At 70.4% G+C, this 23,870-nt stretch carries 24 protein-coding genes; 6 read left to right on the top strand and 18 right to left on the bottom strand.

Annotated features, from left to right (window positions below):
* Window positions 1-61 precede the first annotated feature (61 nt).
* From AB0C16_RS36235 to AB0C16_RS36250, 4 genes are all read left to right on the top strand, one after another.
* A complete protein-coding gene (locus AB0C16_RS36235) occupies window positions 62-1,723 on the top strand; it encodes a class I adenylate-forming enzyme family protein (RefSeq protein ID WP_357689977.1) in 1,662 nt (553 codons plus the stop codon).
* A gap of 264 nt (window positions 1,724-1,987) precedes the next feature.
* Window positions 1,988-2,389: a hypothetical protein gene (locus AB0C16_RS36240; protein ID WP_357689979.1), complete on the top strand. Its 402-nt coding sequence runs from the start codon at window positions 1,988-1,990 to the stop codon at window positions 2,387-2,389.
* 184 nt (window positions 2,390-2,573) lie between these two features.
* The gene (locus tag AB0C16_RS36245; RefSeq protein WP_357690025.1) at window positions 2,574-2,780 is read left to right on the top strand and encodes a hypothetical protein; all 207 of its coding nucleotides are present in this window, start codon (window positions 2,574-2,576) and stop codon (window positions 2,778-2,780) included.
* A gap of 92 nt (window positions 2,781-2,872) precedes the next feature.
* Window positions 2,873-4,165: an MFS transporter gene (locus tag AB0C16_RS36250; RefSeq protein ID WP_357689981.1), complete on the top strand. Its 1,293-nt coding sequence runs from the start codon at window positions 2,873-2,875 to the stop codon at window positions 4,163-4,165.
* A 33-nt stretch (window positions 4,166-4,198) separates the two neighbouring features.
* Here AB0C16_RS36250 and AB0C16_RS36255 read toward each other — a convergent pair whose 3' ends face one another.
* Window positions 4,199-4,432: a hypothetical protein gene (locus tag AB0C16_RS36255; RefSeq protein WP_357689983.1), complete on the bottom strand. Its 234-nt coding sequence runs from the start codon at window positions 4,430-4,432 to the stop codon at window positions 4,199-4,201.
* A 142-nt stretch (window positions 4,433-4,574) separates the two neighbouring features.
* Here AB0C16_RS36255 and AB0C16_RS36260 point away from each other — a divergent pair, with 142 nt between their 5' ends.
* Window positions 4,575-5,153, top strand: a complete 579-nt coding sequence (locus AB0C16_RS36260) for a Uma2 family endonuclease (RefSeq protein WP_357690027.1) — start codon at window positions 4,575-4,577, stop codon at window positions 5,151-5,153.
* Window positions 5,154-5,208: 55 nt separating this feature from the next.
* Here the strand turns inward: AB0C16_RS36260 and AB0C16_RS36265 are convergent, their stop codons facing one another.
* The 17 genes from AB0C16_RS36265 to AB0C16_RS36345 form a co-directional block, all read right to left on the bottom strand.
* Entirely contained in the window at window positions 5,209-7,764 is a 2,556-nt protein-coding gene (locus AB0C16_RS36265; RefSeq protein ID WP_357689985.1) for a phenylalanine--tRNA ligase subunit beta, read from the bottom strand.
* Complete coding sequence (pheS, locus tag AB0C16_RS36270; protein WP_357690029.1) at window positions 7,764-8,804, bottom strand: phenylalanine--tRNA ligase subunit alpha; 1,041 nt, start codon at window positions 8,802-8,804, stop codon at window positions 7,764-7,766. Before pheS ends, AB0C16_RS36265 begins: the two co-directional genes overlap by 1 nt.
* A 128-nt stretch (window positions 8,805-8,932) precedes the next feature.
* Window positions 8,933-9,970: a PAS domain-containing sensor histidine kinase gene (locus tag AB0C16_RS36275; RefSeq protein WP_357690031.1), complete on the bottom strand. Its 1,038-nt coding sequence runs from the start codon at window positions 9,968-9,970 to the stop codon at window positions 8,933-8,935.
* 92 nt (window positions 9,971-10,062) lie between these two features.
* Window positions 10,063-10,866: an RNA methyltransferase gene (locus AB0C16_RS36280; protein ID WP_357689987.1), complete on the bottom strand. Its 804-nt coding sequence runs from the start codon at window positions 10,864-10,866 to the stop codon at window positions 10,063-10,065.
* A 119-nt stretch (window positions 10,867-10,985) separates the two neighbouring features.
* Entirely contained in the window at window positions 10,986-11,369 is a 384-nt protein-coding gene (rplT, locus tag AB0C16_RS36285) for a 50S ribosomal protein L20 (RefSeq protein WP_357689989.1), read from the bottom strand.
* Between the two features lie 23 nt (window positions 11,370-11,392).
* Window positions 11,393-11,587 carry a 50S ribosomal protein L35 gene (gene rpmI, locus AB0C16_RS36290; protein ID WP_189125704.1) on the bottom strand — a complete coding sequence of 65 codons (195 nt, stop codon included), beginning with the start codon at window positions 11,585-11,587 and terminating at the stop codon, window positions 11,393-11,395.
* Window positions 11,588-11,709: 122 nt separating this feature from the next.
* Window positions 11,710-12,297, bottom strand: a complete 588-nt coding sequence (gene infC, locus AB0C16_RS36295) for a translation initiation factor IF-3 (RefSeq protein ID WP_357690033.1) — start codon at window positions 12,295-12,297, stop codon at window positions 11,710-11,712.
* 391 nt (window positions 12,298-12,688) lie between these two features.
* Window positions 12,689-13,552: a shikimate dehydrogenase gene (locus AB0C16_RS36300; protein WP_357689991.1), complete on the bottom strand. Its 864-nt coding sequence runs from the start codon at window positions 13,550-13,552 to the stop codon at window positions 12,689-12,691.
* A gap of 48 nt (window positions 13,553-13,600) precedes the next feature.
* Window positions 13,601-14,755: an endolytic transglycosylase MltG gene (gene mltG / locus AB0C16_RS36305; RefSeq protein WP_357689993.1), complete on the bottom strand. Its 1,155-nt coding sequence runs from the start codon at window positions 14,753-14,755 to the stop codon at window positions 13,601-13,603.
* 232 nt (window positions 14,756-14,987) lie between these two features.
* The gene (mltG, locus tag AB0C16_RS36310) at window positions 14,988-16,055 is read right to left on the bottom strand and encodes an endolytic transglycosylase MltG (protein WP_357689995.1); all 1,068 of its coding nucleotides are present in this window, start codon (window positions 16,053-16,055) and stop codon (window positions 14,988-14,990) included.
* 46 nt (window positions 16,056-16,101) lie between these two features.
* A complete protein-coding gene (ruvX, locus tag AB0C16_RS36315) occupies window positions 16,102-16,584 on the bottom strand; it encodes a Holliday junction resolvase RuvX (RefSeq protein ID WP_357689997.1) in 483 nt (160 codons plus the stop codon).
* Between the two features lies 1 nt (window position 16,585).
* The gene (gene alaS, locus AB0C16_RS36320; RefSeq protein WP_357689999.1) at window positions 16,586-19,258 is read right to left on the bottom strand and encodes an alanine--tRNA ligase; all 2,673 of its coding nucleotides are present in this window, start codon (window positions 19,256-19,258) and stop codon (window positions 16,586-16,588) included.
* A gap of 17 nt (window positions 19,259-19,275) precedes the next feature.
* Window positions 19,276-19,506 carry a hypothetical protein gene (locus AB0C16_RS36325; protein WP_357690001.1) on the bottom strand — a complete coding sequence of 77 codons (231 nt, stop codon included), beginning with the start codon at window positions 19,504-19,506 and terminating at the stop codon, window positions 19,276-19,278.
* Window positions 19,503-19,877 (bottom strand): DUF948 domain-containing protein, encoded by a 375-nt coding sequence (locus tag AB0C16_RS36330; protein ID WP_357690003.1) that lies wholly within the window; start codon window positions 19,875-19,877, stop codon window positions 19,503-19,505. The genes AB0C16_RS36325 and AB0C16_RS36330 overlap by 4 nt, the downstream gene beginning before the upstream one ends.
* Window positions 19,878-20,071: 194 nt before the next feature.
* Complete coding sequence (locus AB0C16_RS36335; RefSeq protein WP_357690005.1) at window positions 20,072-20,896, bottom strand: hypothetical protein; 825 nt, start codon at window positions 20,894-20,896, stop codon at window positions 20,072-20,074.
* A gap of 55 nt (window positions 20,897-20,951) precedes the next feature.
* A complete protein-coding gene (locus tag AB0C16_RS36340; protein ID WP_357690007.1) occupies window positions 20,952-22,292 on the bottom strand; it encodes a replication-associated recombination protein A in 1,341 nt (446 codons plus the stop codon).
* Window positions 22,293-22,301: 9 nt separating this feature from the next.
* The gene (locus AB0C16_RS36345; RefSeq protein ID WP_357690009.1) at window positions 22,302-22,781 is read right to left on the bottom strand and encodes a hypothetical protein; all 480 of its coding nucleotides are present in this window, start codon (window positions 22,779-22,781) and stop codon (window positions 22,302-22,304) included.
* Window positions 22,782-22,969: 188 nt separating this feature from the next.
* Between AB0C16_RS36345 and AB0C16_RS36350 the strand changes: the two genes are divergently transcribed.
* A complete protein-coding gene (locus tag AB0C16_RS36350; RefSeq protein ID WP_357690011.1) occupies window positions 22,970-23,866 on the top strand; it encodes a peptidylprolyl isomerase in 897 nt (298 codons plus the stop codon).
* Window positions 23,867-23,870: the final 4 nt, after the last annotated feature.

Consider the following 23,870-nt stretch of genomic DNA (forward strand, 5'->3'; position numbering starts at 1 on the left):
GCGTACCGGCCGGTCGGTACTGTGATTTATCCGACAGTCGTCCACTACGGGAGTTGTACGCATGACCGTCACGCATGCCCAGGTCCAAGCCCAGCTCACGGGACCTGGCCAGCTTTTCGAGGTCGAAGAGATCGGCGACACCGGGGTGCGGACCTGGAAGCATGCCCCCGGACACTTCCGCGCCCTGCTCGAGATGAGCCGTTTCCACGGCGACAAGGTCTTCCTCATCTACGAGGACGAGCACATCACCTTCGAGGAGCACTACCGCCGGGCGGCCACGCTGGCCAACCGGCTGGTCGACGAGTACGGCGTCACCAAGGGCGACCGGGTGGCCGTGGCCATGCGCAACTACCCCGAATGGGTCATCTCCTTCTCGGCGGTGCTGGCCGCCGGGGGCATCGCCGTACCTCTCAACGCGTGGTGGACCGAGCCCGAGCTGGCCTACGGCGTCAGCGACTCCGGCGCCAAGGTGCTGATCGCGGACGGCGAGCGGGCCGGCAGGCTGGTGGCGACGGGCGTGCCGCTCATCGTGGCCAGGGGCGAGGCGCCCGAGGGCGCGCGCTCGTTCGAGGAGGTGCTGGGCGAGGTCACCGCCGAGGTGATCCTGCCGGACGTCGAGCTGTCCCCCGAGGACCCGGCCACGATCTTCTACACCTCCGGCACGACCGGGCGGCCCAAGGGCGCGCTGGGCAGCCACCGCAACCTCGGGCAGTCGCCGATGACCGTCGCCTACGGGCTGCTGCGCGCGGTCGCGATGGCGGGCAAGGATCCCGGCGAGGTGGCGGGGGTGCGGCGCGTGACGCTGCTGACCGTGCCGCTGTTCCACGTCACCGGCTGCTTCTCCGGGCTGACCACGACGATGTTCACCGGCGGCGGGCTGGCGCTCATGTACAAGTGGGACCCGGAGCAGGCGCTGCGGTTCATCGAGCGCGAGAAGATCACCACGATGATCGGCGTGCCGACCAACGCCTGGCAGCTCATGTCCCATCCCGACTTCGGCAAGTACGACCTGTCGTCGCTGACCACCCTCGGCTACGGCGGCGCGCCGGCTCCGCCCAAGCTGCTGGAGCGCATCACCCAGAACCTGCCGAACCGGGCGCCGTCCAACGGCTACGGCATGACCGAGACGACCGCGCTGGCCATCGGCAACGGCGGCGCCGACTACCACGCCAGGCCCGACAGCATCGGCCTGCCCTCGGCCGTGGTCGACGTGCGGGTGGTCGACCCCATGGACAGGGAGCTGCCTCCCGGCGAGGTGGGCGAGCTGTGCGTACGCGGGCCCAACGTGATCCTGGGCTACTGGAACAAGCCTGAGGCGACCGCGCAGACGTTCATCGGCGGCTGGCTGCACACCGGCGACCTGGCCAAGATCGACGAGGACGGCTTCGTCTACATCGTCGACCGGGCCAAGGACATGGTGATCCGGGGCGGGGAGAACGTCTACTGCGCCGAGGTCGAGGCCGCGCTGTTCGAGCACCCGGCGGTGGACGACGCGGCGGTGATCGGCGTGCCGCACGACGAGCTCGGCGAGGAGGTGGGGGCCGTGATCCGCCTCGTCCCCGGCGCCTCGGTCACGCTCGGGGAACTCCGGGAGTTCCTGGCCGGCCGGATCGCCAAGTTCAAGATCCCGGCGCACGTCTGGTTCCGGGACGGCGAGCTGCCGCGCAACCCCGGCGGCAAGATCCTCAAGACCCACCTGCGCAGGGAGGTCCTGGGCTCCTGACCCGCTGCCGGGCTCCCGGCTCGACCTCGTCCTGGACTCGCGGCCCGCCCCGGGCTCGACCCCGTCCAGGACGGAACCCCGCATCCCACCGCCCCGGCGTCCCCGGCAGGCCTCGCGCCCGCCGGGGACTCGCCTTTTCCGGGGCTGTTCGCCCAGGTCGAGCCGGACATAGGCGGGCCACTTACCTCGCGCGTAATCGCGCGGGCGACCGGCCGGATGGCACCTTTCCCTTGTCGGAACACCCGTAGAAGGAGTGCCAGAAAGATGACCGCCTCGACCGTCACCACCAGCCGGTCCACGTTCCTGCGCCTCGCGCTCGCCCTCGACGCCGTCGTCACCGGTGTCAACGGTCTTGGCTATCTCGCCGGCGCGGACCTTCTCACCGACCTACTCGGCCCCGGCACGGCTCCGCTGCGCGGGATCGGCGCCTTCCTCGTCGTGTACAGCCTGGCCGTCGGCCTGCTGGCCCGCCGGAAGTCGGTCAACCCGGCGGCCACCATGACGGTGATCGCGCTGAACATCGCCTGGGCGCTCGGCAGCGTCCTGGCCGTGGTGACGGGGTTGATCGGGTTCACCACCGTCGGCGCGCTGTGGGCGGTGGCCCAGGCCCTGGTCGTGGGCCTCTTCGCCGCCCTGCAGATCATCGGCCTGCGCAGGCTGCGCTGACGGGCCCCTCGCCCGGAAAGTCATTTGAAAGGACGAAATATCATGACCGCCAACCTGGTCGAACGCTACGTCGCCGCCTGGAACGAGACCGACGCCGACGCCCGCGCCAAGCTCGTGGCCGAGCTGTGGACCGAGGACACCATTTACGGCCGAGGTCACCGGCCACGCCGGGATCGCCGCCGTCATCGAGGGCGCGCAGGGCATGTTCCCCGGCTTCGTGTTCACCCCGGGCGAGGTGCACGACGCCCACCACCAGATCGCCAGGTTCACCTGGCACCTCGGCCCCGCCGGCGAGGAGCCGGTGGCCGTCGGGTTCGACGTGGTGGAGATGGCCGAGGACGGCCGGATCGCCAGGGTGCTGGGGTTCTTGGACAAGGTCCCCACCGTCTGACCCCGCCCGCGGAGGGCCCCGGGAGCCCGGGGCCTTCCGCCTGTTCGAAAAGCATTTGCCCGGACCATCGGCCCCCCGGACAATGTGAGCTCGTGTCAGAACGACTCAAAGGCCTGATCCGCCGGCTCGTGCCGGATCTGGGGCCGCTGCGTGACTCCCGCGACTACCGGCTGCTGATGGTGTCGGGCGTCGTCACCATGTTCGGCACGTTCATCACCCTGGTGGCCGTTCCCTTCCAGATGAAGGAGCTCACCGGCTCCTACGTCGCGGTCGGCCTCGTGAGCCTGGCCGAGTTCGTGCCGATGGTGGTCTGCGGGCTGTGGGGCGGCGCGATCGCCGACGCGGTCGACCGGCGCAAGGTCATCCTGCTGAGCGAGCTGGGCCTGGCGGCCACCTCGGCGATGCTGATGGTCAACTCGATGCTGCCCGACCCGCAGATCTGGGTGCTGTACGTGGTCGGCGCCCTGTCCACGGGCATCGCCTGCCTGCAACGGCCCAGCCTGGAGGCGATGATCCCGCAGGTGGTGCGGCACGACCAGCTCGCCGCCGCCGCCGTGCTCACCAGCCTGCGCTGGAACTTCGGCGCCATCGTCGCGCCCGCTCTGGGCGGCCTGCTCGTCGTGTCGTTCGGCACGGCCCTGGCCTACGGGCTCGACACGGTGAGCTTCCTGCTGTCGCTGGTGCTGCTCTGGCGGATGAGCTCGCTGCCGCCCGCCGAGGACGCCTCGCCCGCCTCGTTGCGGTCACTCGTCGAAGGCGTGCGCTACGCCGTCGGTCGCCGCGACCTGATGGGCACCTATCTGGTCGACATCGCGGCCATGGTGTTCGCCATGTCGACGGCGCTCTTCCCGTTCCTGGCCGACCAGATGGGCGCCCCGCAGGCGCTCGGGCTGTTCTACTCGGCCGGCGCGGTCGGCTCCCTGCTGGCCTCGCTGACCGGCGGCTGGACCTCGCGCGTGCACCGGCAGGGGCTCGGCGTGATCGTGGCCGCCGCGCTGTGGGGCGTGGCGGTGGCGCTGGCCGCGCTGATGCCCCATGTCTGGGGGGTGTTCGTGTGCCTGGCGCTGGCGGGCGCGGCCGACATGGTGAGCGGCGTCTTCAGGATGACGATGTGGAACCAGACGATCCCCAACGAGCTGCGCGGCAGGCTGGCGGGCATCGAGCTGCTCTCCTACGCCAGCGGCCCGATGCTGGGCAACGCGAGGGCCGGCCTGATGGCACAGGCCGGCGGAGCCAGGTTCTCGCTGGGGGTGGGCGGGCTGCTGTGCGTGGCGGCCGTGGCCGTGCTGGCCGTGGCGCTGCCGGGATTCAGGGCCTACGACGCCCGCACCGATGAGCACGCCCTGGCGGAGCAGGCCCGCCGCGCCGGACGGGCGACCGCCTGAGCTCCCGGCCCACGGCCGTGGCGGGCCGCCGGCTCAGCCCGGCTCGCGCCAGCCCGCGTAGCGCTCGACCAGCTCGTCCACCTCGGGCAGGATCTCCTCGTCGAGCCCCTCGGCCACGACCAGCCACTGCGCGTCGTCGGCGTCGTCCTCGCCCGCCAGCGTCTCCCGCACCACACGCGGCATCCCGAGCGCGGGGAACAACTCGGCCAGCGTCTCCGCGACCTCCTCCGCGTCGTCCCGCTCGGCGAACACGAGTAGCTGCCTCATGCACCCGCATTCTGCCAGCCCCGCCGCCGCACCAAGCACCCGATACGCGCATGCCGGTTCACAGAACGTGAACACGGTAGATTGCTACCGTAGGACCGTGACGGCCGAAGCGGTGAGCCTGGATGAAGCGGTGAGCCAGGATATGGAGCCATCTTCGCTACCCGACTGGGTCCTTCCGCCACCCCAAGGTTTCGCTGCGGAGGACCTCGATCGCATTCCGCAATTGCCTGCGCACACAGAGTTGATTGATGGAAGCTTGGTCTTCGTGAGCCCTCAGGCTTCCTTCCACACGCTCGCGTTGTCGCTGTTCGAGGTTGAGCTGCGCCGCATAGCGCCAACCGATGCGCGCGTGCGGCGGGAGATGAGCGTCATCCTCAACGAAAGCCAGCGCCCGGAGCCCGACATCAGTGTCATCAGCGCCGACGCTGAGCACAGCCGCGAGCAGACCTTCTACCGGGCCAAGGATGTGACGCTCGTCGTCGAGGTCGTCTCGCCCGAATCAAGGACGCGCGACCGTGAGCGGAAGCCGACTCTCTACGCCGAAGCCGGCATCCCCCACTTCTGGCGCGTCGAGAACGTCTCCGGCAGGCCGGTCGTCTACGTCTACGAGCTCGACGCCGTCACCCACACCTACGTGCCCACCGGGATCTTCCACGACCGGCTCAAGGTGACCGTGCCGTTCGACATCGACATCGACCTCACCGAGATCGACCGGCTCTGAGACAAGACCCGACACAACGAAAGGTCCGGTACGACGTACCGGACCTTTCGTGTGTTCAGGCGCCCCGCAGGTGGGCTCCCACCCGGTCGGCGGCCAGCGCCACGGCGGCGTCGCGGGCGGCGGTCGTCTCCTCGGCCGTCAACGTGCGGTCGGCGGCGCGGAAGCGCAGCGTGTAGGCGAGCGACTTGTTGCCCTCGCCCACCTGCTCGCCGGTGTAGACGTCGAACAGCCGGATCGACTCCAGCAGCTCACCGGCGCCGTCGCGCAGCGCCGCCTCCACGTCGGCGACCGGCGTGAAGTCGGGCACGATCAGCGCCACGTCCTGCGTCGCCACCGGGTAGGCCGACACCCTGGGCGCCTCGACCGGACCCGGCAGGACGCGCTCGATCCTCGACAGCTCCAGCTCCATCGCCGAGGTGCGCGGCGGCAGACCGTAGGCCTCGATCACGCGCGGGTGCAGCTCACCGGCGTGGCCGACGAGCGTGTCGCCCGAGTAGAGGGCAGCGCACCTGCCGGGGTGCCACGGCTCGTGCTGGTCGGCGGTGACGGACAGCTCGACGCCCGCCTCGGCGGCCACGAGCTGCGCGGCCCGCACCGCGTCGGCCCAGCACTCCTGGCGCCCCTGGCCCCACCAGCCGGACCGGTCGAACTCGCCCGCGAGCACGACCGCCACGCGATGCGGCTGGTCGGGCAGGGCCGCCTCGACCGACGCCAGCTCGTCGCCGGTGGGCTCGCGCTCGACGCCGAGCACCGGTGCGGTGCGGGGAGCGCCTTCGCGCGGCCGGTAGACGGCTCCCGACTCGAACAGCGCCACGTCGGAGAAACCACGGCCCACGTTGCGGACCAGGGTCTTGAGCAGGCCCGGCAGCAACGTGGTGCGCATCAGCGGCTCGTCCTCGGCCAGCGGGTTGGCCAGCCGCATCGCCCGGCGGCGCGCGTCGTCGGCGGGCAGCTGCAGGCTGTCGAAGTCGGCTTCGCTGATGAACGGGTAGGCGAGCACCTCGACGTAGCCGGCGGCGGCCAGAGCCCGGCCGACCCGCCTGCGCAGCCGCTGCCCCTCGGTCAGCCCGGCCCCGGCCGGAGCCTTGGGCAGGATGGACGGCAGGCTCTCGTAGCCCTCCAGCCGGATGACCTCTTCGGCCAGGTCGTTGGGATCGGTGAGGTCGGGCCGCCAGGACGGCGGCGTCACGGTGATCATGTCGTCACCGGTGACCGCCAGCTTGGCGGCCAGCTCACCGCCCGTCACGACACCGGTCGGGTCGACGCCACCCGTGCGCACGGCCGGGTCGCTCCCGTCGGTCACGGTGCAGCCGACCTGCTCCAGCCGGTGGACGACGGTCTCCTTGGAGTAGGTGACGCCCGCCACGTCGCCGGGGTGGCTCGCCGGGATCGCGATGCGGGCGGGCCGCACGTCGGCCTCGGCATGGGTGACCCCGGGCTGCACGGTCGCGCCGCCCAGCTCGGCCAGCAGCCGCACGGCCCGCCAGGAGGCGGCCAGCGGCAGCTCCCGGTCGACGCCGCGTTCGAACCGCTTGGACGCCTCGGACACCAGGTTGTGCCTGCGCGACTCGCGGGAGATGCCGGTGGCCGAGAAGTGCGCCGCCTCGATGACGATGTCGGTCGAAGCCTCGGAGATCTCGGTCTGGAGCCCGCCCATCGTGCCGGCCATCGAGATCGGGCCCGACTGGTCGGTGATCAGGATGTCGTCGGGATCGAGCTCGCGCACCACGTGGTCGAGCGTCTCGAGGGTCTCGCCCGGCCGGGCCCGGCGCACGACGATCTCGCCGGTCAGCTTGGCGCGGTCGAAGGCGTGCAGCGGCTGGCCGAGCTCCAGCATCAGGTAGTTGGTGATGTCGACGGCCAGCGACACCGGCCGCATCCCGGCCCGGGTCAGTCGTACGCGCATCCACAGCGGGCTCTGCGCGGCCGGATCGAACCCGCGGACCTCGCGCAGCACGAACCTGTCGCAGGCCGTCTGGTCGCCGATCGACGCCGGCCACGACGGCTCGGTCGCCTCGGGCAGCTCGATGCCGGCGGGGTCGTGGAACGGCACGCCGAACGCGGTCGCCGCCTCGCGCGCCACTCCCCTGATCGACAGCGCGTAGCCGATGTCGGGGGTGATCTCCAGCTCGATCACGTCGTCGCGCAGGCCGAGCAGCTCGACCACGTCGGCGCCGATCGGCGTGTCGGCCGGGAGCACCATGATGCCGTGGTGGTCGTCGCTCAGCCCGAGCTCGCGCTCGGAGCAGATCATGCCCTCGGACATGCGACCGTAGGTCTTGCGCGCGCCCACCTCGAACCCGCCGGGCAGCACCCCGCCCGGCAGCACGACCGGCACGCGGTCGCCGGCGGCGAAGTTGGTGGCGCCGCAGACGATCTCGCGCGGCGTCGCCTCGCCGACCTCGACCTTGCAGTGCCTGATCGGCTTCTTGAAGCCGGTGAGCTCCTCGACCTCGAGGACCTCGCCGACCACGACGTTCTTGACGTCGTGGCCGTGCGAGGTGATCGACTCCAGCTTGAGCCCGGCGGCGGTGAGCTTGTCGGCCACCTCGTGCGCGGTGACCGCCGGGAGATCGGCGTACTCCCGCAGCCAGGAGAGCGGGACCCTCATCAGATCTCCATTCCGAACGGGAGCGTGAAGCGCACGTCTCCCTCGACCATGTCGCGCATGTCCTCGGCGTTGTGGCGGAACATCAGTGTCCGCTCGATGCCCATGCCGAAGGCGAAACCCGAATATCTCGACGGGTCGATCCCGCAGGCGATCAGCACGCGCGGGTTGACCATGCCGCAGCCGCCCCACTCGATCCAGCCCTCCGACTTGCAGGTGCGGCAGGGCGGGTTGCCGGGGATCGCCGAGGCGCCGCGGCAGACGAAGCACTTGAGGTCCATCTCGGCGGACGGCTCGGTGAACGGGAAGTAGTTGGGCCGGAAGCGGGTGGAGATGCCCTCGCCGAACATCACCTCGGCGAACCGGTCGAGCGTGCCCTTGAGGTGGGCCATCGTCAGGCCCTCGTCGATGGCCAGCCCCTCGACCTGGTGGAAGACCGGGGTGTGGGTGGCGTCGAGCTCGTCGGTGCGGAACACCTTGCCCGGAGAGATCACGTAGCACGGCACCCTGCGCTGCAGCAGCGCGCGGATCTGCACCGGCGATGTCTGGGTGCGCAGCACCATGCCCGACTCGCCGGACTCGACGAAGAACGTGTCGTGCTCGGAACGGGCGGGATGGTCCGTCGCGATGTTGAGGGCGTCGAAGTTGAACCACTCGCCTTCGAGCTCGGGGCCCTCGGCGACCTCGTAACCCATCGCGACGAACGTGTCGGCGATGCGCTCCTGCATGGTGGTCAGCGGGTGGCGGGCGCCGCGCGGCTGACGGTCCCACGGCAGGGTGACGTCGACGGCCTCCTCCACGAGCACCCGGGCGTCGCGCTCGGCCTCCAGCTCGGCCTGGCGGGCGGCGAGGGCCTCGTTGATCGTCCGGCGGGCGGTGCCGACGCGTTTGCCGGCCTCGGCGCGGGCCGCGGGAGGCAGGGCGCCGATCTCGCGGTTGGACAGCGCGATGGGCGAGCGGTCGCCCGCATGGGCCAGGCGCGCCTGCTTGAGTGCGTCGAGGCTGTCGGCCGCCTTGATCGCCGCCAGGGCGTCGGCCTCCATGCGGGACACCTCGTCGGCATGCAACGGTGTCACCTCGACGGGGTCGTAGTCAGACAAGAGTGAGCTCCGTATCCAGGGCTTGAGCGGTCAAAAGTCTAACGGTGGATGCCCACCGGCCGACTCGGGCTTCAGGCGAAGTCGGGCGTGCCGGTGGGCACGGTAAATCGGAACTCCGCCCCACCCTCGGGCGCCCGCTGCACGGTGATCGTGCCGCCGTGTGCCTCGACCAGGCCCTTCACGATGAACAGGCCAAGCCCGGTGCCGCCGCGCCTGCGGCTGTTGCCGCGCCAGAACTGCCTGAAGACGCGCGGAGCCAGCTCGGGCTCGATGCCCTCACCTTCGTCGCGCACCGACACGGCAGCTCCCCATCCGACGGATTCGATGTCTATCGTCACAGTGCCACGGCCGTGGCGCACCGCGTTTTCCACCAGGTTACCGAGGATCTGATCGACCTTGTCCTGGTCAAGCCACATCTCGGGCAGGTCTGGGTCCGCGACGAGGCGGAAGCGATCTTCCGGCTCTCCGGCCGCCACGCGGCCCGCGATGATCCGGCGGGCTCTGGCGGGCACGTCGACGACCTGACGATGCAGCTCGAGCCTGCCGGACTCGATGCGGGAGACGTCGAGCAACTCGGTGATCAGCCTGGTCACGCGGTCGGCGTCGTTGTTGACGGTCTCGAGCATCACGCGCTTCTGCTCGTCGGTGAAGCGGGGCCACCTGGCCAGCAGCGTGGCGGTGAAGCCCTTGACGCTGGTCAGCGGGGAGCGCAGCTCATGGGCGACCGTGGAGACCAGGTCGGCGCGGCTGCGCTCCAGGCGGGCGCGGGCCCCGCCGTCGCGCAGCGTGATCGCCACCCGGGCGACGTCGCCGCCGCGGGCGGGCTCGCGGATCAGCCTGGCCGCGACGTAGAGCTCCTGCCCGCCCGGCAGGTGGAGCGGCCGCTCCGGCACCCTGCTGCGGGTGCGCAGACCGCCTTCGAGGTCGAGGGCCTTCCACCAGTCGCGGCCGTCGTGGTCGCGGAACGGGAACACCTCGTCCATGTCCTTGCCGACGGCTCGCCCGACGCTCACCTTGGTGAGCCGGACGGCGGCCCGGTTGACGGCGAGCACCCGGCCGAAACCGTCGGTCACGATGAGGCCGTCGGGAAGCTCGTCGATGGGGATCATGCACGCGGAGGCGAGCTCTGGACCATCGTCTGCGCCGTGCACGACCTCGCCTCCTCCGCCTACAGGGCCGACAATAGCGGGTTTCCCACCGCCTAGGGCACTCGCTGAGACCTGGCGGAGGAGTAAAGACACACCGCCGCGGCGGTGGCCAGGTTGAGGCTTTCGGCCTGCCCGTAGATGGGCACCCTGACCACGTCGTCGGCCTCGGCGAGCACCTCCTCCGGCAGACCCCATGCCTCGTTTCCGAAGATCCACGCGGTGGGTCCTGACAGGTCGACGTCGTCGAGCGTGTGCTTGCCCGCGCCGTCGGCCGCCAGCACCCGCAGCCCGCGCTCCCTGAGGTGACGCGCGGCCACCGCCGCGGGTGTACCGATGACGACCGGAAGGTGAAAAAGACTACCGGCGCTGGCGCGCACGCACTTGCCGTTGTACGGATCCACCGAGGCGTCCGTGAAGACCACGGCGTCGGCCCCCGCGGCGTCGGCGGTGCGCATGACGGTGCCGGCGTTGCCCGGGTCGCGCACGTGCGCGAGCACCGCGACCAGACGCGGCGTCGCGGAAACCGCCTCCTCCAGCGGCACGTGCACGAGCCGGCAGACCGCCAGCAGGCCCTGCGGCGTGACGGTCTGGGACAGCTCGGCCATGACCTCGCCGCTGGCCCGGTGGACCGGGACGCCCTGGAGCGTGGCCTCCGTCACGAGCTCGGGGTGGCGCAGCTCGGCCTCCGCGGTGGTGAACAACTCGAGCGTCACACCGCCGAGCCTGAGCGCCTCGCGCACCGCCTGCGGCCCCTCGGCCAGGAACTTGCGGTCCTGGTCGCGGAAGGCGCGCTTGGTGAGCCTCCGGGCCGCCTTGACCCGGGGCGACTTGAGATTGGTCAGCTCGGATCCCGCCATGCTTCCCCCTGGTTCGCGGGTACGGCACGGCGTACCCCTGGTGCTTGCCGTACATACGGCAAAGGGCCCACCGTCAGGTGGGCCCCTCGGCTAGAGCCCTGCCGGGCTCGTCAAGCGCTTCAGCCCGCGGCCGGCGCGTTCACGTTCGCCGGCAGCGCCTTCTTGGCGGCCTCGACGAGCGTGGCGAAGGTCTGGCTGTCGTTCACCGCGAGGTCGGCCAGGATCTTGCGGTCGACCTCGATGTTGGCCAGCCGCAGCCCCTGGATCAGGCGGTTGTAGGTCATGCCGTTCTGACGGGCGGCGGCGTTGATCCGCTGGATCCACAGACGGCGGAATGTACCCTTACGGTCCTTACGGTCCCGATAGGCATAGGTCATCGAGTGGAGCATCTGCTCCTTGGCCTTGCGGTACAGCCGCGACCGCTGGCCTCGGTAACCGGACGCCCTCTCGAGGACGACCCTGCGCTTCTTCTTGGCGTTGAGCGCCCGCTTCACGCGTGCCATGTTCTTCTCCCCGGGGGTTCGCGCTACTTGGCGAGCAGCTTCTTGATCTTCTTGGAATCTGCTTCGGACAGGACGACTTCATTCTTGAGACGGCGCGTCAGCGTGGACGACTTCCACTCGTTGTAGTGCGCGCGATTGGCACGGCGACGCTTGATCTTGCCGGTGCCGGTGAGCCGGAACCGCTTCTTCGCACCGCTGTGCGTCTTCATCTTCGGCATTTCGCCGTCTCTCCTCAATTCGGTCGTGCCGGTGGCCGGGCCGGTGCTGGCCGGCCCGGACGCGGCGTCTTCGTCTGCTCGAGGGCTGTTCGGGGTGCTGTAAGGCTAACCCGAACCGCGGGTCACGCTTCCTGTGCGGAAGGCTCCTCGCCGCCACGCTGCGCCTTGGCGGCCGCCTTCTCAGCCTTCGCCTCGGCCTTCTTCTTGTGCGGACCGATCACCATGATCATGTTACGGCCGTCCTGCTTCGGCTGGGATTCGACGAACCCGAGCTCCTGGACGTCCTCCGCCAGCCGCTGCAGCAGCCGGAAGCCGAGCTCCGGACGGGACTGCTCGCGACCACGGAACATGATCGTGACTTTGACCTTGTCTCCCGCCTTGAGGAACCGCACCACGTGACCCTTCTTGGTCTCGTAGTCGTGCGGGTCGATCTTGGGCCGGAGCTTGATCTCCTTGATGATCGTGTGCGCCTGATTCTTGCGCGCCTCGCGCGCCTTCATCGCGGACTCGTACTTGAACTTGCCGTAGTCCATGAGCTTGCACACGGGCGGTCGAGCCGTCGCCGCGACCTCGACGAGGTCAAGGTCGGCTTCCTGGGCGAGCTTCAGCGCATCGTGAATCGAGACGATGCCTACCTGCTCGCCGTTCGGGCCCACAAGGCGAACCTCGGGGACTCGGATACGCTCGTTGATGCGGGGCTCAGTGCTGATGGGGCCTCCTAGGTTGCGAATCCCTACGTGCTCGTCGTGCCGGGGAGCTCCGCGGAAACGCGAAAGCCCCGCACGTCGCGCATGCGGGGCCACTGAGCTCTTCGGCATCGCGGCCTGAAGCTCCCCGGAGTGAATCCGGCGTGATCCTGGACCCGGCCACCTCTCGGCGACTCAGGTGGGAGGAGACCTCCGCTTGCGCGTCCAGCAAGGCATGCCGGACCGATCAGAGAGCAACATTACCACAACCACGCAGGATCCCCGAATCTTCCCCCGCCCGCCGGGACGGCTCCCCCGAGCTCGTCCCGGCTTCATCCGGGGGCTTCCTCGGAAGCGTCCTTCGAGCCTGCTCACGGGCCTTTTTTCGAGGACGCGCCGTCAGGGCGACCAGGCTTCAGGACTGTCGGGGTGGGTGGCCGGCCCGCCGGAGGAGCTCGGTCTCGCCGGCCGCGCGCATGGCCTCGACCGGCACGTCGGCGCGGCCCGTCATCAGCTCCACCTGCCGCACCGCCTGGTGCAGCAGCATCGCGAAACCGCCCACCACCGTGCCCCCGGCGGCCCGCACCGCCGACGCCGTGAGGGTGGGCCACGGAGCGTAGATCACGTCGAACAGGGCGGGCACTCCGGCCAGCCGCTCCGCGTGGACGTCGGCCGCGCCGCCGGGCAGGGTGGACACGACCAGGTCGACCTGGAGCCGGGCGTCGAGCTTGTCGAACGTCTCCACCGCGAGCGCCACCCCCAGCCGCTCGGCCACCTCGGCGGTCTGCACCGCTCTGGCGGGATCGCGGACGAGCAGGGTGGCCGCGTGCAGGCCCAGATCACGCAGCGCCGCCAGCACCGAGGCGGCCGTGGCGCCGCCGCCGAGCACGGTCGCCGAACGGGGCGCGGGGACCCCGGCCTCGGCCAGCGCCTGCTCGATGCCGTAGACGTCGGTGTTGTGGCCATGGGCGGCGCCGTCGCGGAACACCACCGTGTTGGCCCCGCCCACCTCGACGGCCAGGTCGGAGACCGTGTCCAGGAGAGGCAGCACGGCCCGCTTGAGCGGCATGGTCAGCGACAGGCCCGCCCATGCGCCCTCGTCACCGGAGGTCTCGCCACGCACCGGCCGGAGCCGCCCGAGCATCGCGGGCAGCCCTGCCTCGTCGCATTCGAACGCCTCGTAACTCCACCCGGCCAGGCCCATCGCCTTGTAGGCGGCCCGATGCAGATGGGGCGAGAGGGAATGCCCGATCGGCGACCCCAGCACCGCGGCCCGCATGGTCCCCCCAGCTCTGTCTCGACTGGCAGCACTCTACCCGCCGCCGAATCAGCCGCCGTTGCGGCGGTACTCGTCGAGCAGCGCCTGGAACTCGGCGTCCGTGGAGGCGAACTTCGTGACGTTGCTCTTCGGGTCGGTGGCGACGAACCACAGCCAGTCGCCCTTGGCCGGCTTGAGCGCCGCCTCGATCGCGTCATCGCCGGGGTTGGCGATGGGGCCGGGCGGCAGGCCGTCGTACATGTAGGTGTTGTACTTCGACTTGCTCTCCAGCTGGGCGTGCGTGGCCGCCGTGCCGTAGGTGTTGAGCCCGTACATCACGGTGCTGTCCATCTTCAGCCTCATCGGCGGATTGTGGTTGAGGCGGTTGTAGATGACCCGGGAGATCTTGGGCATGTCCTCGTGCCGGCCCGCCTCGGCCTGGATGATGCTGGCGATCGTGACGATCTCGTGCGGGGTGTGGCCGAGGCTCTTGGCGCCTTCTGCCAGGCCGACCTTGTCCGCCGTCTGGCTGAACCGCTCGACCATCGCCCCCAGCATCTCGGACGGCGTGGTCTTCGGCTGGAAGTCGTAGGTGGCGGGGAAGGCGTAGCCCTCGAGCTTGCCCCTGGCGTAGGACGGCAGGTCCAGGGCGCCGGCCTTCTTGGCGGCGGCGGCGAACTCCTTCTCCTGCTTGCCGGTCTTCTTGGCCAGCTGGGTCAAGGTGTCGGACAGGCGCAGGCCCTCCTCGATGGTCACCCGGACGAGCATCCGGTTGCCCGAGTCGAGCAGCAGCACCGCGTTGGCCGCGGACATGCCCTTGCGCATGGCGTATTGGCCGGGCTGGAGCGAGTCGCTCTTGCCCGCGTTGGAGATCGCGTTGGTGAAGGCCCTGGCGCTCGCGACGACCCCCTGCCGCTCCAGCTCCTGCGCGACGTCGGACGCGCTCTGCCCCTGCTTGATCTCGACGATCACCTCACCCTTGCCCTGACCGGTGAAGTCGTCGGGGACCAGGGCGCCGCTGAGCCACTGGTAGCCGAAGTAACCGCCGCCGCCGATGATGCCGGCGAGGATGATGAAGGCGAGGAGCGGGGCGATGAAGCCGCCCCGGTTGCGGCGTCTGCGCCGCCTGCGGCTTCCGCGTCTGCCGGAACCACGGGTGCGGCGCCGGTCACGACCCTCGTCGTCCTCGGCGCCCAGCAGGAAGTCCATATCGAGCTCGCTCATAGGTGCGGTGGCCAATCTCCCGGTACGGCCCGCCCGGCGTCAAGTCGAAGACCTGCTCCGTTGGGTGTTGCCGAGTGGAATGGGGGGATCCGCCGGACATATACCCACGGCCAGCGGTAATCACTCAGGGTAACCGTACTGAAAGGCGGAAAGAGGACACGTGCCCCGGTGCGGGGGCTCTGCTTGGGGATCTCGGCGATCCCCTGCGGGATGAGGGGTCTCCCGGAGAGCATCAGTCAGTCCCGAGGTATTCGTTCAACTCTTCCCGGTATCTCACGAACTCGCTCTCTTTGTCGGTGAATTTGGTGATTCTATGCGCCGGATCTGTTGTAACAAACCAGTACCAATCTCCCTTCGCCGGGTACAGAGCCGCCATCAGCGCCTTCTCCCCAGGACTCGAGATCGGTCCGGGCGGCAACCCCCTGCGCAGATAGGTGTTGTACGGCGAGCGGATCCTCGTGTCGCTCTCCGAGACCTTCAGGGTCCGCCTGTCCTGGGCGTACAGCACGGTCGTGTCGAGCTGGAGCGGCATGTTCCGCCTGAGCCTGTTGTAGATCACTCTGGCGATCTTCGGGTAGTCGGCGTCCCTGCCACCCTCGGCCTGCACGATGCTCGCCACGATCACGGCCTCCAGCGGGGTCAGGTGCACCCGAGCCGCCCGTGCCTTCAGGCCGATCTGGGCCGCGGCCACACCGAACCGTTCCGCCATCGAGGCCAGCACGTCCACGGCCGTGGCCCCCGGCTCGACCTCGTACGTCGCCGGGAACAGGAAGCCCTCCGGCCCGCGCGCGTACGCGGGCAGCCCGGGGAGGGCCGAGGCGGCCTGGCGCAGCTCCTTCAACGGCAGCCCGGACTGCGCGGCGACACGCTCCAGCGTCTCGTCCACCCGCAAACCCTCGGGCACCATGACGCGCCGGACGATCCGGGAGTCCGGCGCGAGCAGCAGATCCAGCGCCGCGCCCGCGGCCATGCCCTTGCGCATGCGGTAGTGGCCCGGCTTGAGCCGGCCGGTCACCGCACGGGCCTCGGTCTCGTCGACGAACGACCGCACGCTCGCCACCACTCCGGTCTCGGCCAGTTGCGCGCCGATGTCGCTCGCGCTCGCACCGGGCGCGATCCGCACGGTCACCGCGCCCCTGCCGATGCCGTCGAAATCGTCAGGAACGATGTATGGCTTCAGCGCCCCGCAGGCGGCGACCCCCAGCGCCAGAACGGAAACGGTCACCCCGGAGACCAGCATCCCCACCCTGCGCCGGGCCTTTCGCCGCCGCGCGCCTCTGGACGGGGGGTGTCCGGTCAAGCGGCCACCCCCGGCCCGGTCATGCTGTGACGGACGCGGCGCCCGATCATGAGGCGGGTCCGCCGGCCGCCGCGGAGGGCGGATCGACGGGCCTGCCTGGTGGTCTGTCGGTGGCCCGCTCGACGTCGAGCGCGTCCTGCAGCAACACGACCGCGGCCGCCTGGTCGACGACGTCGCGCTGTTTCCTCGCCCGCACGCCGCTGGCTCGCAGCCCCTGCTGGGCCGCGACGGTGGTGAGCCGCTCGTCGAAGAGCCGCACCGGCGTCGGCGCGAGACGCACGGCCAGGGCCGAGGCGAACGTGCGCGCCAGCGCCGCCGCCTGCCCCTCACGGCCGGATAGTGAGGTGGGCAGGCCCACCACGACCTCGATCGCCTCGTGTTCCGCGACGATCACGGCGATGCGGTCGAGGTCGCCCTTGCCCCGCCTGACGGTCTCGACCGGCGTGGCCAGCACCCCCGAGGGGTCGCTGCGGGCCACGCCGATGCGTACGGATCCGACGTCGACCCCGATCCGTGAGCCGAACCGCATGTCAGCCGAGCTGTCCCTCGATGGCCTGCTCGACGAGCCGCAACGCGTCGCCGATCGCCTCCGGCCGGGTGCCGCCCCCCTGCGCGACGTCGTCCTTACCGCCACCGCCACCCCCAAGCGCCTTGGCGGCGACGCCGACCAGTCTCCCGGCCTTGAGCCCACGCTCGCGTCCCGCCTCGTTGACCGCGGCGACGACCACAGGCCGGTCGGCGGGAACACCGGCGATCACGATGATCGCGGGCCGGTCGGCCGGGAATCTGCCACGCACATCGAGCGCGAGCTTACGCAGGTCGTCGGCACCGGTGCCATCAGGCGCGCGGTGGGTCACCACGGAGACGCCCAGCAGGTCACGAGCCTGGGAGGCCAGCTCTCCGGCCACCTGGAGCACCTGCGCGGACCGGAGCCTCTCCAGCTCCTTCTCGGCGGTGCGCAGCCGGCCGACGATGCCCTCGATGCGCTCGGGAAGCTCCTCGCGGCGGGCCTTGAGCTGCTCGGTGAGCTGCGCCACCAGCACGCTCTCCCGCGCCAGGAAGCGGAACGCGTCGATGCCGACGAGCGCCTCGACCCGGCGCACGCCCGCGCCGACCGACTGCTCACCGAGCACCTTGACCAGCCCGAGCTGGCCGGAGCTGTGGACGTGGGTGCCGCCGCAGAGCTCGCGGGAGTAGTCGCCGATCTCGACCACGCGGACCTCGTCGCCGTATTTCTCGCCGAACATCGCCAGCGCGCCCATCGCCCTGGCCTCCGTCTGGGAGGTGTAGAAGGCGTTGACCTTGAGGTCGTTGATGAGCACGGCGTTGACCTCGTCCTCGACGTCGCGCAGCACGCTCGGCGGCACGGCGCCCGCGGCGGTGAAGTCGAAGCGGAAGCGGCCGGGCGAGTTTTCGGAGCCGGCCTGCGCCGCCGACTCGCCCAGCGCGTTCTTGAAGCCGCGGTGGACGAGGTGGGTGGCGCTGTGGCTGCGCGAGATCGCGCGGCGGCGCTCCAGGTCGATCGCCGCCTGGGCCTCGTCGCCGATCTTGAGCTCGCCGCCGCGGACGGTGCCGCGGTGCACGACGAGACCCGCGATCGGCGACTGCACGTCGAGGATCTCGACCTCGGCGCCGCCGGTGCGGATCACGCCCTGGTCGGCGAGCTGGCCGCCGCCCTCGGCGTAGAACGGGGTGCGGGCGAGCACGATCTCGACGGTCGTGCCCGTGCCCGCCGCCGGGACGGGCACCCCGTCGACGAGGATGCCGACCACGGTGGTGTCGGCCTCGGTCTGGTCGTAGCCGAGGAACTCGACCTTGCCGGCCTGCTCCAGCAGCTGCCCGAAGACGGAGATGTCGGCGTTGCCGGTCTTCTTCGCCGCCGCGTCGGCCTTGGCCCGCTGCCGCTGCTCCTTCATCAGGCGCCGGAAGCCCTCCTCGTCGACCTTGAGCCCGTGCTCGGACGCCATCTCGAGCGTGAGGTCGATGGGGAAGCCGTAGGTGTCGTGCAGCTGGAACGCCTGGTCGCCGGAGATGGTCGAGCCGGACTTGCGCTTGGTCTCCTCGACCGCGACGTCGAAGATGGCGGTGCCGGTGCGGAGCGTTCCGAGGAACGAGGCCTCCTCGGCGTCGATGACCCCGTGGATCTGCGGCGCGTCGGCCTTCAGCTCGGGATACTGCTCGCCCATCACGTCGATCGCGACGTCGGTCAGCTCGTGCATGTAGCGCTCGTCGCCCGAACCGAGCAGCCGCAGGTTGCGCACGCTGCGGCGCAGGATGCGGCGCAGGACGTAGCCGCGGCCCTCGTTGCCGGGCATGACGCCGTCGGCGACGAGCATGGTGCCGGTGCGGACGTGGTCGGCGATGACGCGCAGGCTGACGTCGGCGCGCTCGTCGCGGCCGTAGCGGGTCTTGGTGAGCTCGGCCGCCCGGTCGAGGATCTTGTAGGTGGTGTCGATCTCGTAGATGTTGTCGACGCCCTGCAGGATCGCCGCCATGCGCTCCAGGCCCATGCCGGTGTCGATGTTCTTGCTCGGCAGCTCGCCGGCGATGTCGAAGTCGACCTTGCTGCGGACCTCGCTCAGTTGGTACTGCATGAACACGAGGTTCCAGACCTCGAGGTAGCGGTCCTCGTCGGCGACCGGTCCGCCGTCGCGGCCGTACTCGGGGCCCCGGTCGTAGTAGATCTCCGAGCAGGGGCCGCCGGGACCGGGCACGCCCATGTGCCAGTAGTTGTCCTCCAGACCGCGGCGCTGGATGCGCTCCGCGGGCAGCCCGACCTTGTTGTGCCAGATGTCGAACGCCTCGTCGTCCTCGAGGTAGATCGTCGCCCAGAGCCGCTCCTCGGGGAAGCCGAAGCCGCCCTCGGACTCCGGCTTGGTGAGCAGCTCCCAGGCGAACGGGATCACTTCGGCCTTGAAGTAGTCGCCGAAGGAGAAGTTGCCGAGCATCTGGAAGAACGTGGCGTGCCGGGTGGTCTTGCCGACCTCGTCGATGTCGGGGGTGCGGACGCACTTCTGGGCGGTGGCCAGCCGTGACGCCGGAGGCTTGCGCTGCCCCAGGAAGTACGGCTTGAACGGCACCATACCCGCGTTGACCAGGAGAAGCGTCGGGTCCTCAGCGATCAGGCTGGCCGAGGGCACGATCTTGTGCCCACGCTCCTCGAAGAAGCGCAGGAAGCGGCGCGCTATCTCTGCCGACTCCATGGTGGCCATCCTTTGCGTTAGTCGTTGGTTTCAGCGTTGCCGAGCCCGAACCGGGCCCGCAACTCGATTTCGCGGTCGGCGGCCTCGCCGAGCGCGTCGGTAGTAAAGTCTCTCACCTGCGCGAGCATGCCCGCGGCGCCCTTGGCCGTCCGGCGGGCGACGTGCTGGGGGTGCAGGGCCTGCAGCCTGCGCATCATCCACAGCGTCAGGAACGCGCCGAGCGCGATGTAGAACAGCCGCCTGATCATGGCCGCCGCCTGCTCCTGGGCGGCCTGCGGGCCTCAATGGCCCTCCGCACGCCGTAGCCGATCGACGACACCTTGATCAGCGGCCCGGTGAAGACGGTCTGGGTCACCGCGCTCAGCTTGGCCGCGTGACCGCTGACCTGCTTGACGTCCCTGGCGATGGCCTCGACCGTGACGAGTTGCCTGTTGGTCTCGCTGACCGTGACGCTCATGTCGTCGAGCAGCGGCGTCATGCGGCTGGTCAGGTCGGAGACCGCCTTGGCCGTCTCGGTGAGCAGTCTCGCGAGCTTGACGAGCACCATGGTGAGCACGCAGACCAGAACCACCCAGCCCGTGGCCGCGATCAGCGCCGCGACCTCTCCAGCGGTAAGCATCCGCTCATCTCCCTCGTACGCCGCGCCGGAACGGCATGACCCTATCGCGTTCGAGGACCCAGGCTACTGGGCTCGGACACCTTGATCATGCCGCCACGTCGGCCGCGGGTCTTCCCGGGCCCGGCGCGTGTCCCCTCGATCCGCTCCCGCGCGGGGTGGGCGGTGTCGTCGCCGGCCTGTTCGGACCGGCCTGTTCAGAGCGGCAGCCGGGCGAAGGCGCGTACGGGCGCGCGGGCGCTCTCGACGCGCGGGGGGACGGCGCTGAACACCGCGCCGGTCGGCGGCAGCCGCTCGAGGCCGGTCAGCCCCTCGACGACGGGCACGCCCGCGTCGAGCAGCATCCGGCGCGCGGACCGGCGAGCACCGGCAGGCCCGGCGTCGCCGGGCCCGGCCTCATCGCGTCGGCCGGACCCGTCGGTGCCGACCAGGGCCGCGCCGTTCGCGGTGAGCCAGGAGGCCGCCGCGGGCGTGAGCGAGAAGCCGTCGGGCGCTCCGGTGTGCAGGAGCACCGCGGCGCCTCGTACGTCGAAGGCCGCCAGCATGCCCACGTCGATCAGCCGCTGCCCGGCTCCCGCCACGCGTACGACCACGGCGGGCAGGTCGGCGACGCATGTCAGGGGCAGCGCGGAAAGCGACCCGGGCGCCTCGATCAAGGTGCCTTCCAGCGGCACCCCCTCGGAGCGGGCCCCAGGCCCGGAGGCGGGCGATTCCCGGTCGGATTCGGCCACGGGCCCTCGGGCGGGCGACACCCGGTCGAGTTCCACCATGGGGCCGAGCGTGGGTGGGGGGCGGTCGGAGGGGCCGCCCCTGGTGCCCTTGTGCGGCTCGGCGAAGATCCGCACGTTGGCCAGCCTCACCTCGTCGGTCATCAGCAGGCCGAGCGAGGCGACGAACAGCGCGGCGATCTCGCTCTCGCCCGCGTCGGATGATGGGAGGTCGACGCGAAAGCCGTGGACGACCAGGTCTCCGCCGTTGCCGAAGGTGATGGCCGCGTCGAACGAGGCGCGGTGGTCGGTCATCAGGCGTTGTGCTCCCATGTGAGCCGGCAGTGGTTTCGCCCGGGGGCGGCGAGCGTCAGGAGCCCCGGAGGAAGTCGCGGATCCTGGCCCAGCGGTCGGCGACCGGGGCCTCGGCGCCGTGCTTGGTGGGCTGGTAGTAGCGCCGTTCGCGCACCTGCTCGGGCGCGTAGTCCTGACGGACCAGGCCGTGGTCGAAGTCGTGGGGATACTGGTAGCCCTCGCCGTGGCCGAGCTTGGCGGCGCCGGGGTAGTGGGCGTCGCGCAGGTGGCCGGGCACCTGGCCGATGAGGCCGCGCCGCACGTCGCCGATCGCCTCCCCGATCGCCTTGACGACCGCGTTGGACTTGGGCGCCAGCGCGCAGTGGATGACCGCGTGGGCGAGGTTGATCTGCCCCTCGGGCAGCCCGATGAGCTGCACGGCCTGCGCCGCGGCGACGGCGGTCTGCAGGCAGGTGGGGTCGGCCATGCCGACGTCTTCGGAGGCGAAGATGACGATGCGCCGGGCGAGGAAGCGGGGGTCCTCGCCGGCCTCGATCATGCGGGCGAGGTAGTGGAGCGCGGCGTCGGCGTCGGAGCCGCGCATCGACTTGATGAACGCGCTGATCACGTCGTAGTGCTGGTCGCCCTGCCGGTCGTAGCGGACGGCCGCCTTGTCGACGGCCTTCTCCACCACCTCGACGGTGATGGCGCCCGCTCCGGAGGGGGCCGGGCCGTCCGCGGGCGTGGCATCGGTCAGCAGCGCCGCGGCCTCCAGGTAGGTCAGGGAGCGGCGGGCGTCACCGCCGGCCAGCCGTACGAGATGGTCGAGGGCCTGCGGGGCGACGGTGGCACGGCCGGCCAGGCCGCGCTCGTCGGCCGCCGCGCGCTCCAGGACGGCGCGGACGTCGTCGTCGGACAGCGACTCCAGCGTGAGCAGCAGCGAGCGCGACAGCAGCGGAGAGATGACGGAGAAGAACGGGTTTTCGGTGGTGGCGCCGATGAAGGTGACCCAGCGGTTCTCGACGGCGGGCAGCAGCGCGTCCTGCTGGGCCTTGTTGAAGCGGTGCACCTCGTCGACGAACAGCACCGTCTGGCGGCCGGTCATGCCCAGCTCGCGCCGGGCGTTGTCGATGGCGGCCCGCACGTCCTTGACCCCGGCCGAGACGGCGGAGATCTCGACGAAGCGGCGCTTGGTGACATTGGAGACGACGTAGGCCAGCGTGGTCTTGCCGGTGCCGGGCGGCCCCCACAGGAAGAGCGACATCGGCGCCTCGCTCTCGACGAGCCGGCGCAGCGGGGTGCCGGGGCCGAGCAGGTGACGCTGGCCGATCACCTCGTCGAGGGTGCGCGGCCGCATCCGGACCGCGAGGGGCTGGGGTGTGGCCTCCTCAGCAGCGGAATCGAACAAACTCTCCACAACGCGAGATTACACGGCCCACACCGCTCTCGCTCCCGAGTCTCCGGCGCGGAAGACGTAGTAGCCGACGACGGCGGCGATGGCCACCGTCACAGCCGACACGGCGATGGTGGCCGCGCGGCCGAACCTGTCGCCGACCGAGTCCCGCGAGGACGTGGTGCCGTAGACCAGCACCAGCGCGGCGGCCGACAGCCCGGCCACGGACAGCAGCAGCGGGGTCGCGAAGCTCTGGTGGGTCGCGATCCGTTCGCCCAGCACGCCGTCCGCGGTGGCGAAGCGGGCCCGCCGGAGCGCTTCGCCGCTCTCCCTGGCCGCGAAGACAGCCGCGGGCGCGGCCAGGGAGAGCAGCACCACCGCCCACGCCAGCACCGGACGCCGGCGGGGCAGCAGCGCGTACGCGACGGCGACGGCGGCGAGCAGCGGCGTCAGCACGACGGCGAAGTGGATGATCAGCGGATGTGCGGGCAGACCGAAGATCTCGTCGAACATGGCAGATGCTCCTTAGTTCTCATTTCAACTACGTCTGCGCGCACGATATGGTTCGCGGTCCGCCACACACATTCACGGCCCTCCCGCACCACTGACCGGTTTTCGTCACTTACGTCCAGCACATTCAAGGGCCGGTAGCATTCGCGGAGTTGTTTGGTCATGTGTAGGCAAAACTGGAGGACATACCCGTGAGCGCCGACGACCGCCAGAGCGAGCTGGCGCGCGAGCACAAGGAGCGGCAGGCGCAGCGTGCGGCCGAGCAGTCCGCCAAGTCCAGGCGGAACACCTTCATCGGCGCGGGGCTGGCCGTCGTCGTGGTGGCCGGCGGCATCTACGCCGCGACCACGCTGGTCAACAGGGACTCGAGCTCGCCCGTGGCGGCCGAGAGCTCGCCCTCGCCCTCGCCCTCCGCTTCGGCATCGGTCCTGGGAGAGCTGGAACCGTCCGCCACCCCCACCAAGACCGGCCCGGTCAGCTGCACCTACAAGCGGGACACCTCCGATGTCCCGATGAAGTACGTGGGCATGCCGGGTGCGAAGCCCAACATGAGGCTGAAGACGATGACCATCGCCACCAACCACGGCAACATCGTCATCGACGTCGACCCCGCCGTGACGCCGTGCTCGGTCAACTCGATGGCCTTCCTGGCCAAGAAGAACTTCTACAACAACACCAAGTGCCACCGGCTGGTGACGCCCGAAGTGTCGGGGCTGTTCCTGCTGCAGTGCGGCGACCCGAAGGCCAAGGCCGACGGCAAGAACCCGACCGACGGCCAGGGCACCGCGGGCTACGTCTTCCGCGACGAGGCCGTCGGCGCGGTCCCCTACACGCGCGGCGTGGTGTTCCTCACGCAGCCGCAGGACGCGGCCGGCCAGAACAGCAGCCAGTTCGCCATCTCACTGTCGGACGAGAACGCGCAGATCGAGCCGCAGTTCTCGGTGCTCGGCATGGTGCGGTCGGGCCTGGAGATCATCGAGAAGGTGGCCAAGGACGGCGTCATCGTCAACGACGACGACATCACGGGCGACGGCGGCTCCACCGCGCCGAAGAACCCCATCATCATCAAGCAGGTCACGCTCCGCTGACCGC

The sequence above is a fragment of the Nonomuraea sp. NPDC048916 genome (genome assembly GCF_040649575.1).
Taxonomy (GTDB): Bacteria; Actinomycetota; Actinomycetes; order Streptosporangiales; family Streptosporangiaceae; genus Nonomuraea.

Coding starts and splice junctions, on each gene's coding strand:
- AB0C16_RS36325 (WP_357690001.1), bottom strand. CDS start 19,506: ATGATCAGGCGGCTGTTCTACATCGCGCTCGGCGCGTTCCTGACGCTG.
- AB0C16_RS36300 (WP_357689991.1), bottom strand. CDS start 13,552: ATGCGGGCCGCGGTGCTGGGGTCGCCGATCGGGCATTCCCTCTCGCCC.
- rpmI (WP_189125704.1), bottom strand. CDS start 11,587: ATGCCGAAGATGAAGACGCACAGCGGTGCGAAGAAGCGGTTCCGGCTC.
- AB0C16_RS36255 (WP_357689983.1), bottom strand. CDS start 4,432: ATGAGGCAGCTACTCGTGTTCGCCGAGCGGGACGACGCGGAGGAGGTC.
- AB0C16_RS36345 (WP_357690009.1), bottom strand. CDS start 22,781: ATGTTCGACGAGATCTTCGGTCTGCCCGCACATCCGCTGATCATCCAC.
- pheS (WP_357690029.1), bottom strand. CDS start 8,804: ATGGAGGCCGACGCCCTGGCGGCGATCAAGGCGGCCGACAGCCTCGAC.
- AB0C16_RS36260 (WP_357690027.1), top strand. CDS start 4,575: ATGGAGCCATCTTCGCTACCCGACTGGGTCCTTCCGCCACCCCAAGGT.
- mltG (WP_357689993.1), bottom strand. CDS start 14,755: ATGAGCGAGCTCGATATGGACTTCCTGCTGGGCGCCGAGGACGACGAG.
- AB0C16_RS36280 (WP_357689987.1), bottom strand. CDS start 10,866: ATGGCGGGATCCGAGCTGACCAATCTCAAGTCGCCCCGGGTCAAGGCG.
- alaS (WP_357689999.1), bottom strand. CDS start 19,258: ATGGAGTCGGCAGAGATAGCGCGCCGCTTCCTGCGCTTCTTCGAGGAG.
- AB0C16_RS36240 (WP_357689979.1), top strand. CDS start 1,988: ATGACCGCCTCGACCGTCACCACCAGCCGGTCCACGTTCCTGCGCCTC.
- AB0C16_RS36330 (WP_357690003.1), bottom strand. CDS start 19,877: ATGCTTACCGCTGGAGAGGTCGCGGCGCTGATCGCGGCCACGGGCTGG.
- AB0C16_RS36265 (WP_357689985.1), bottom strand. CDS start 7,764: ATGAGGGTCCCGCTCTCCTGGCTGCGGGAGTACGCCGATCTCCCGGCG.
- AB0C16_RS36335 (WP_357690005.1), bottom strand. CDS start 20,896: ATGACCGACCACCGCGCCTCGTTCGACGCGGCCATCACCTTCGGCAAC.
- rplT (WP_357689989.1), bottom strand. CDS start 11,369: ATGGCACGCGTGAAGCGGGCGCTCAACGCCAAGAAGAAGCGCAGGGTC.
- AB0C16_RS36235 (WP_357689977.1), top strand. CDS start 62: ATGACCGTCACGCATGCCCAGGTCCAAGCCCAGCTCACGGGACCTGGC.
- AB0C16_RS36275 (WP_357690031.1), bottom strand. CDS start 9,970: ATGATCCCCATCGACGAGCTTCCCGACGGCCTCATCGTGACCGACGGT.
- ruvX (WP_357689997.1), bottom strand. CDS start 16,584: ATGCGGTTCGGCTCACGGATCGGGGTCGACGTCGGATCCGTACGCATC.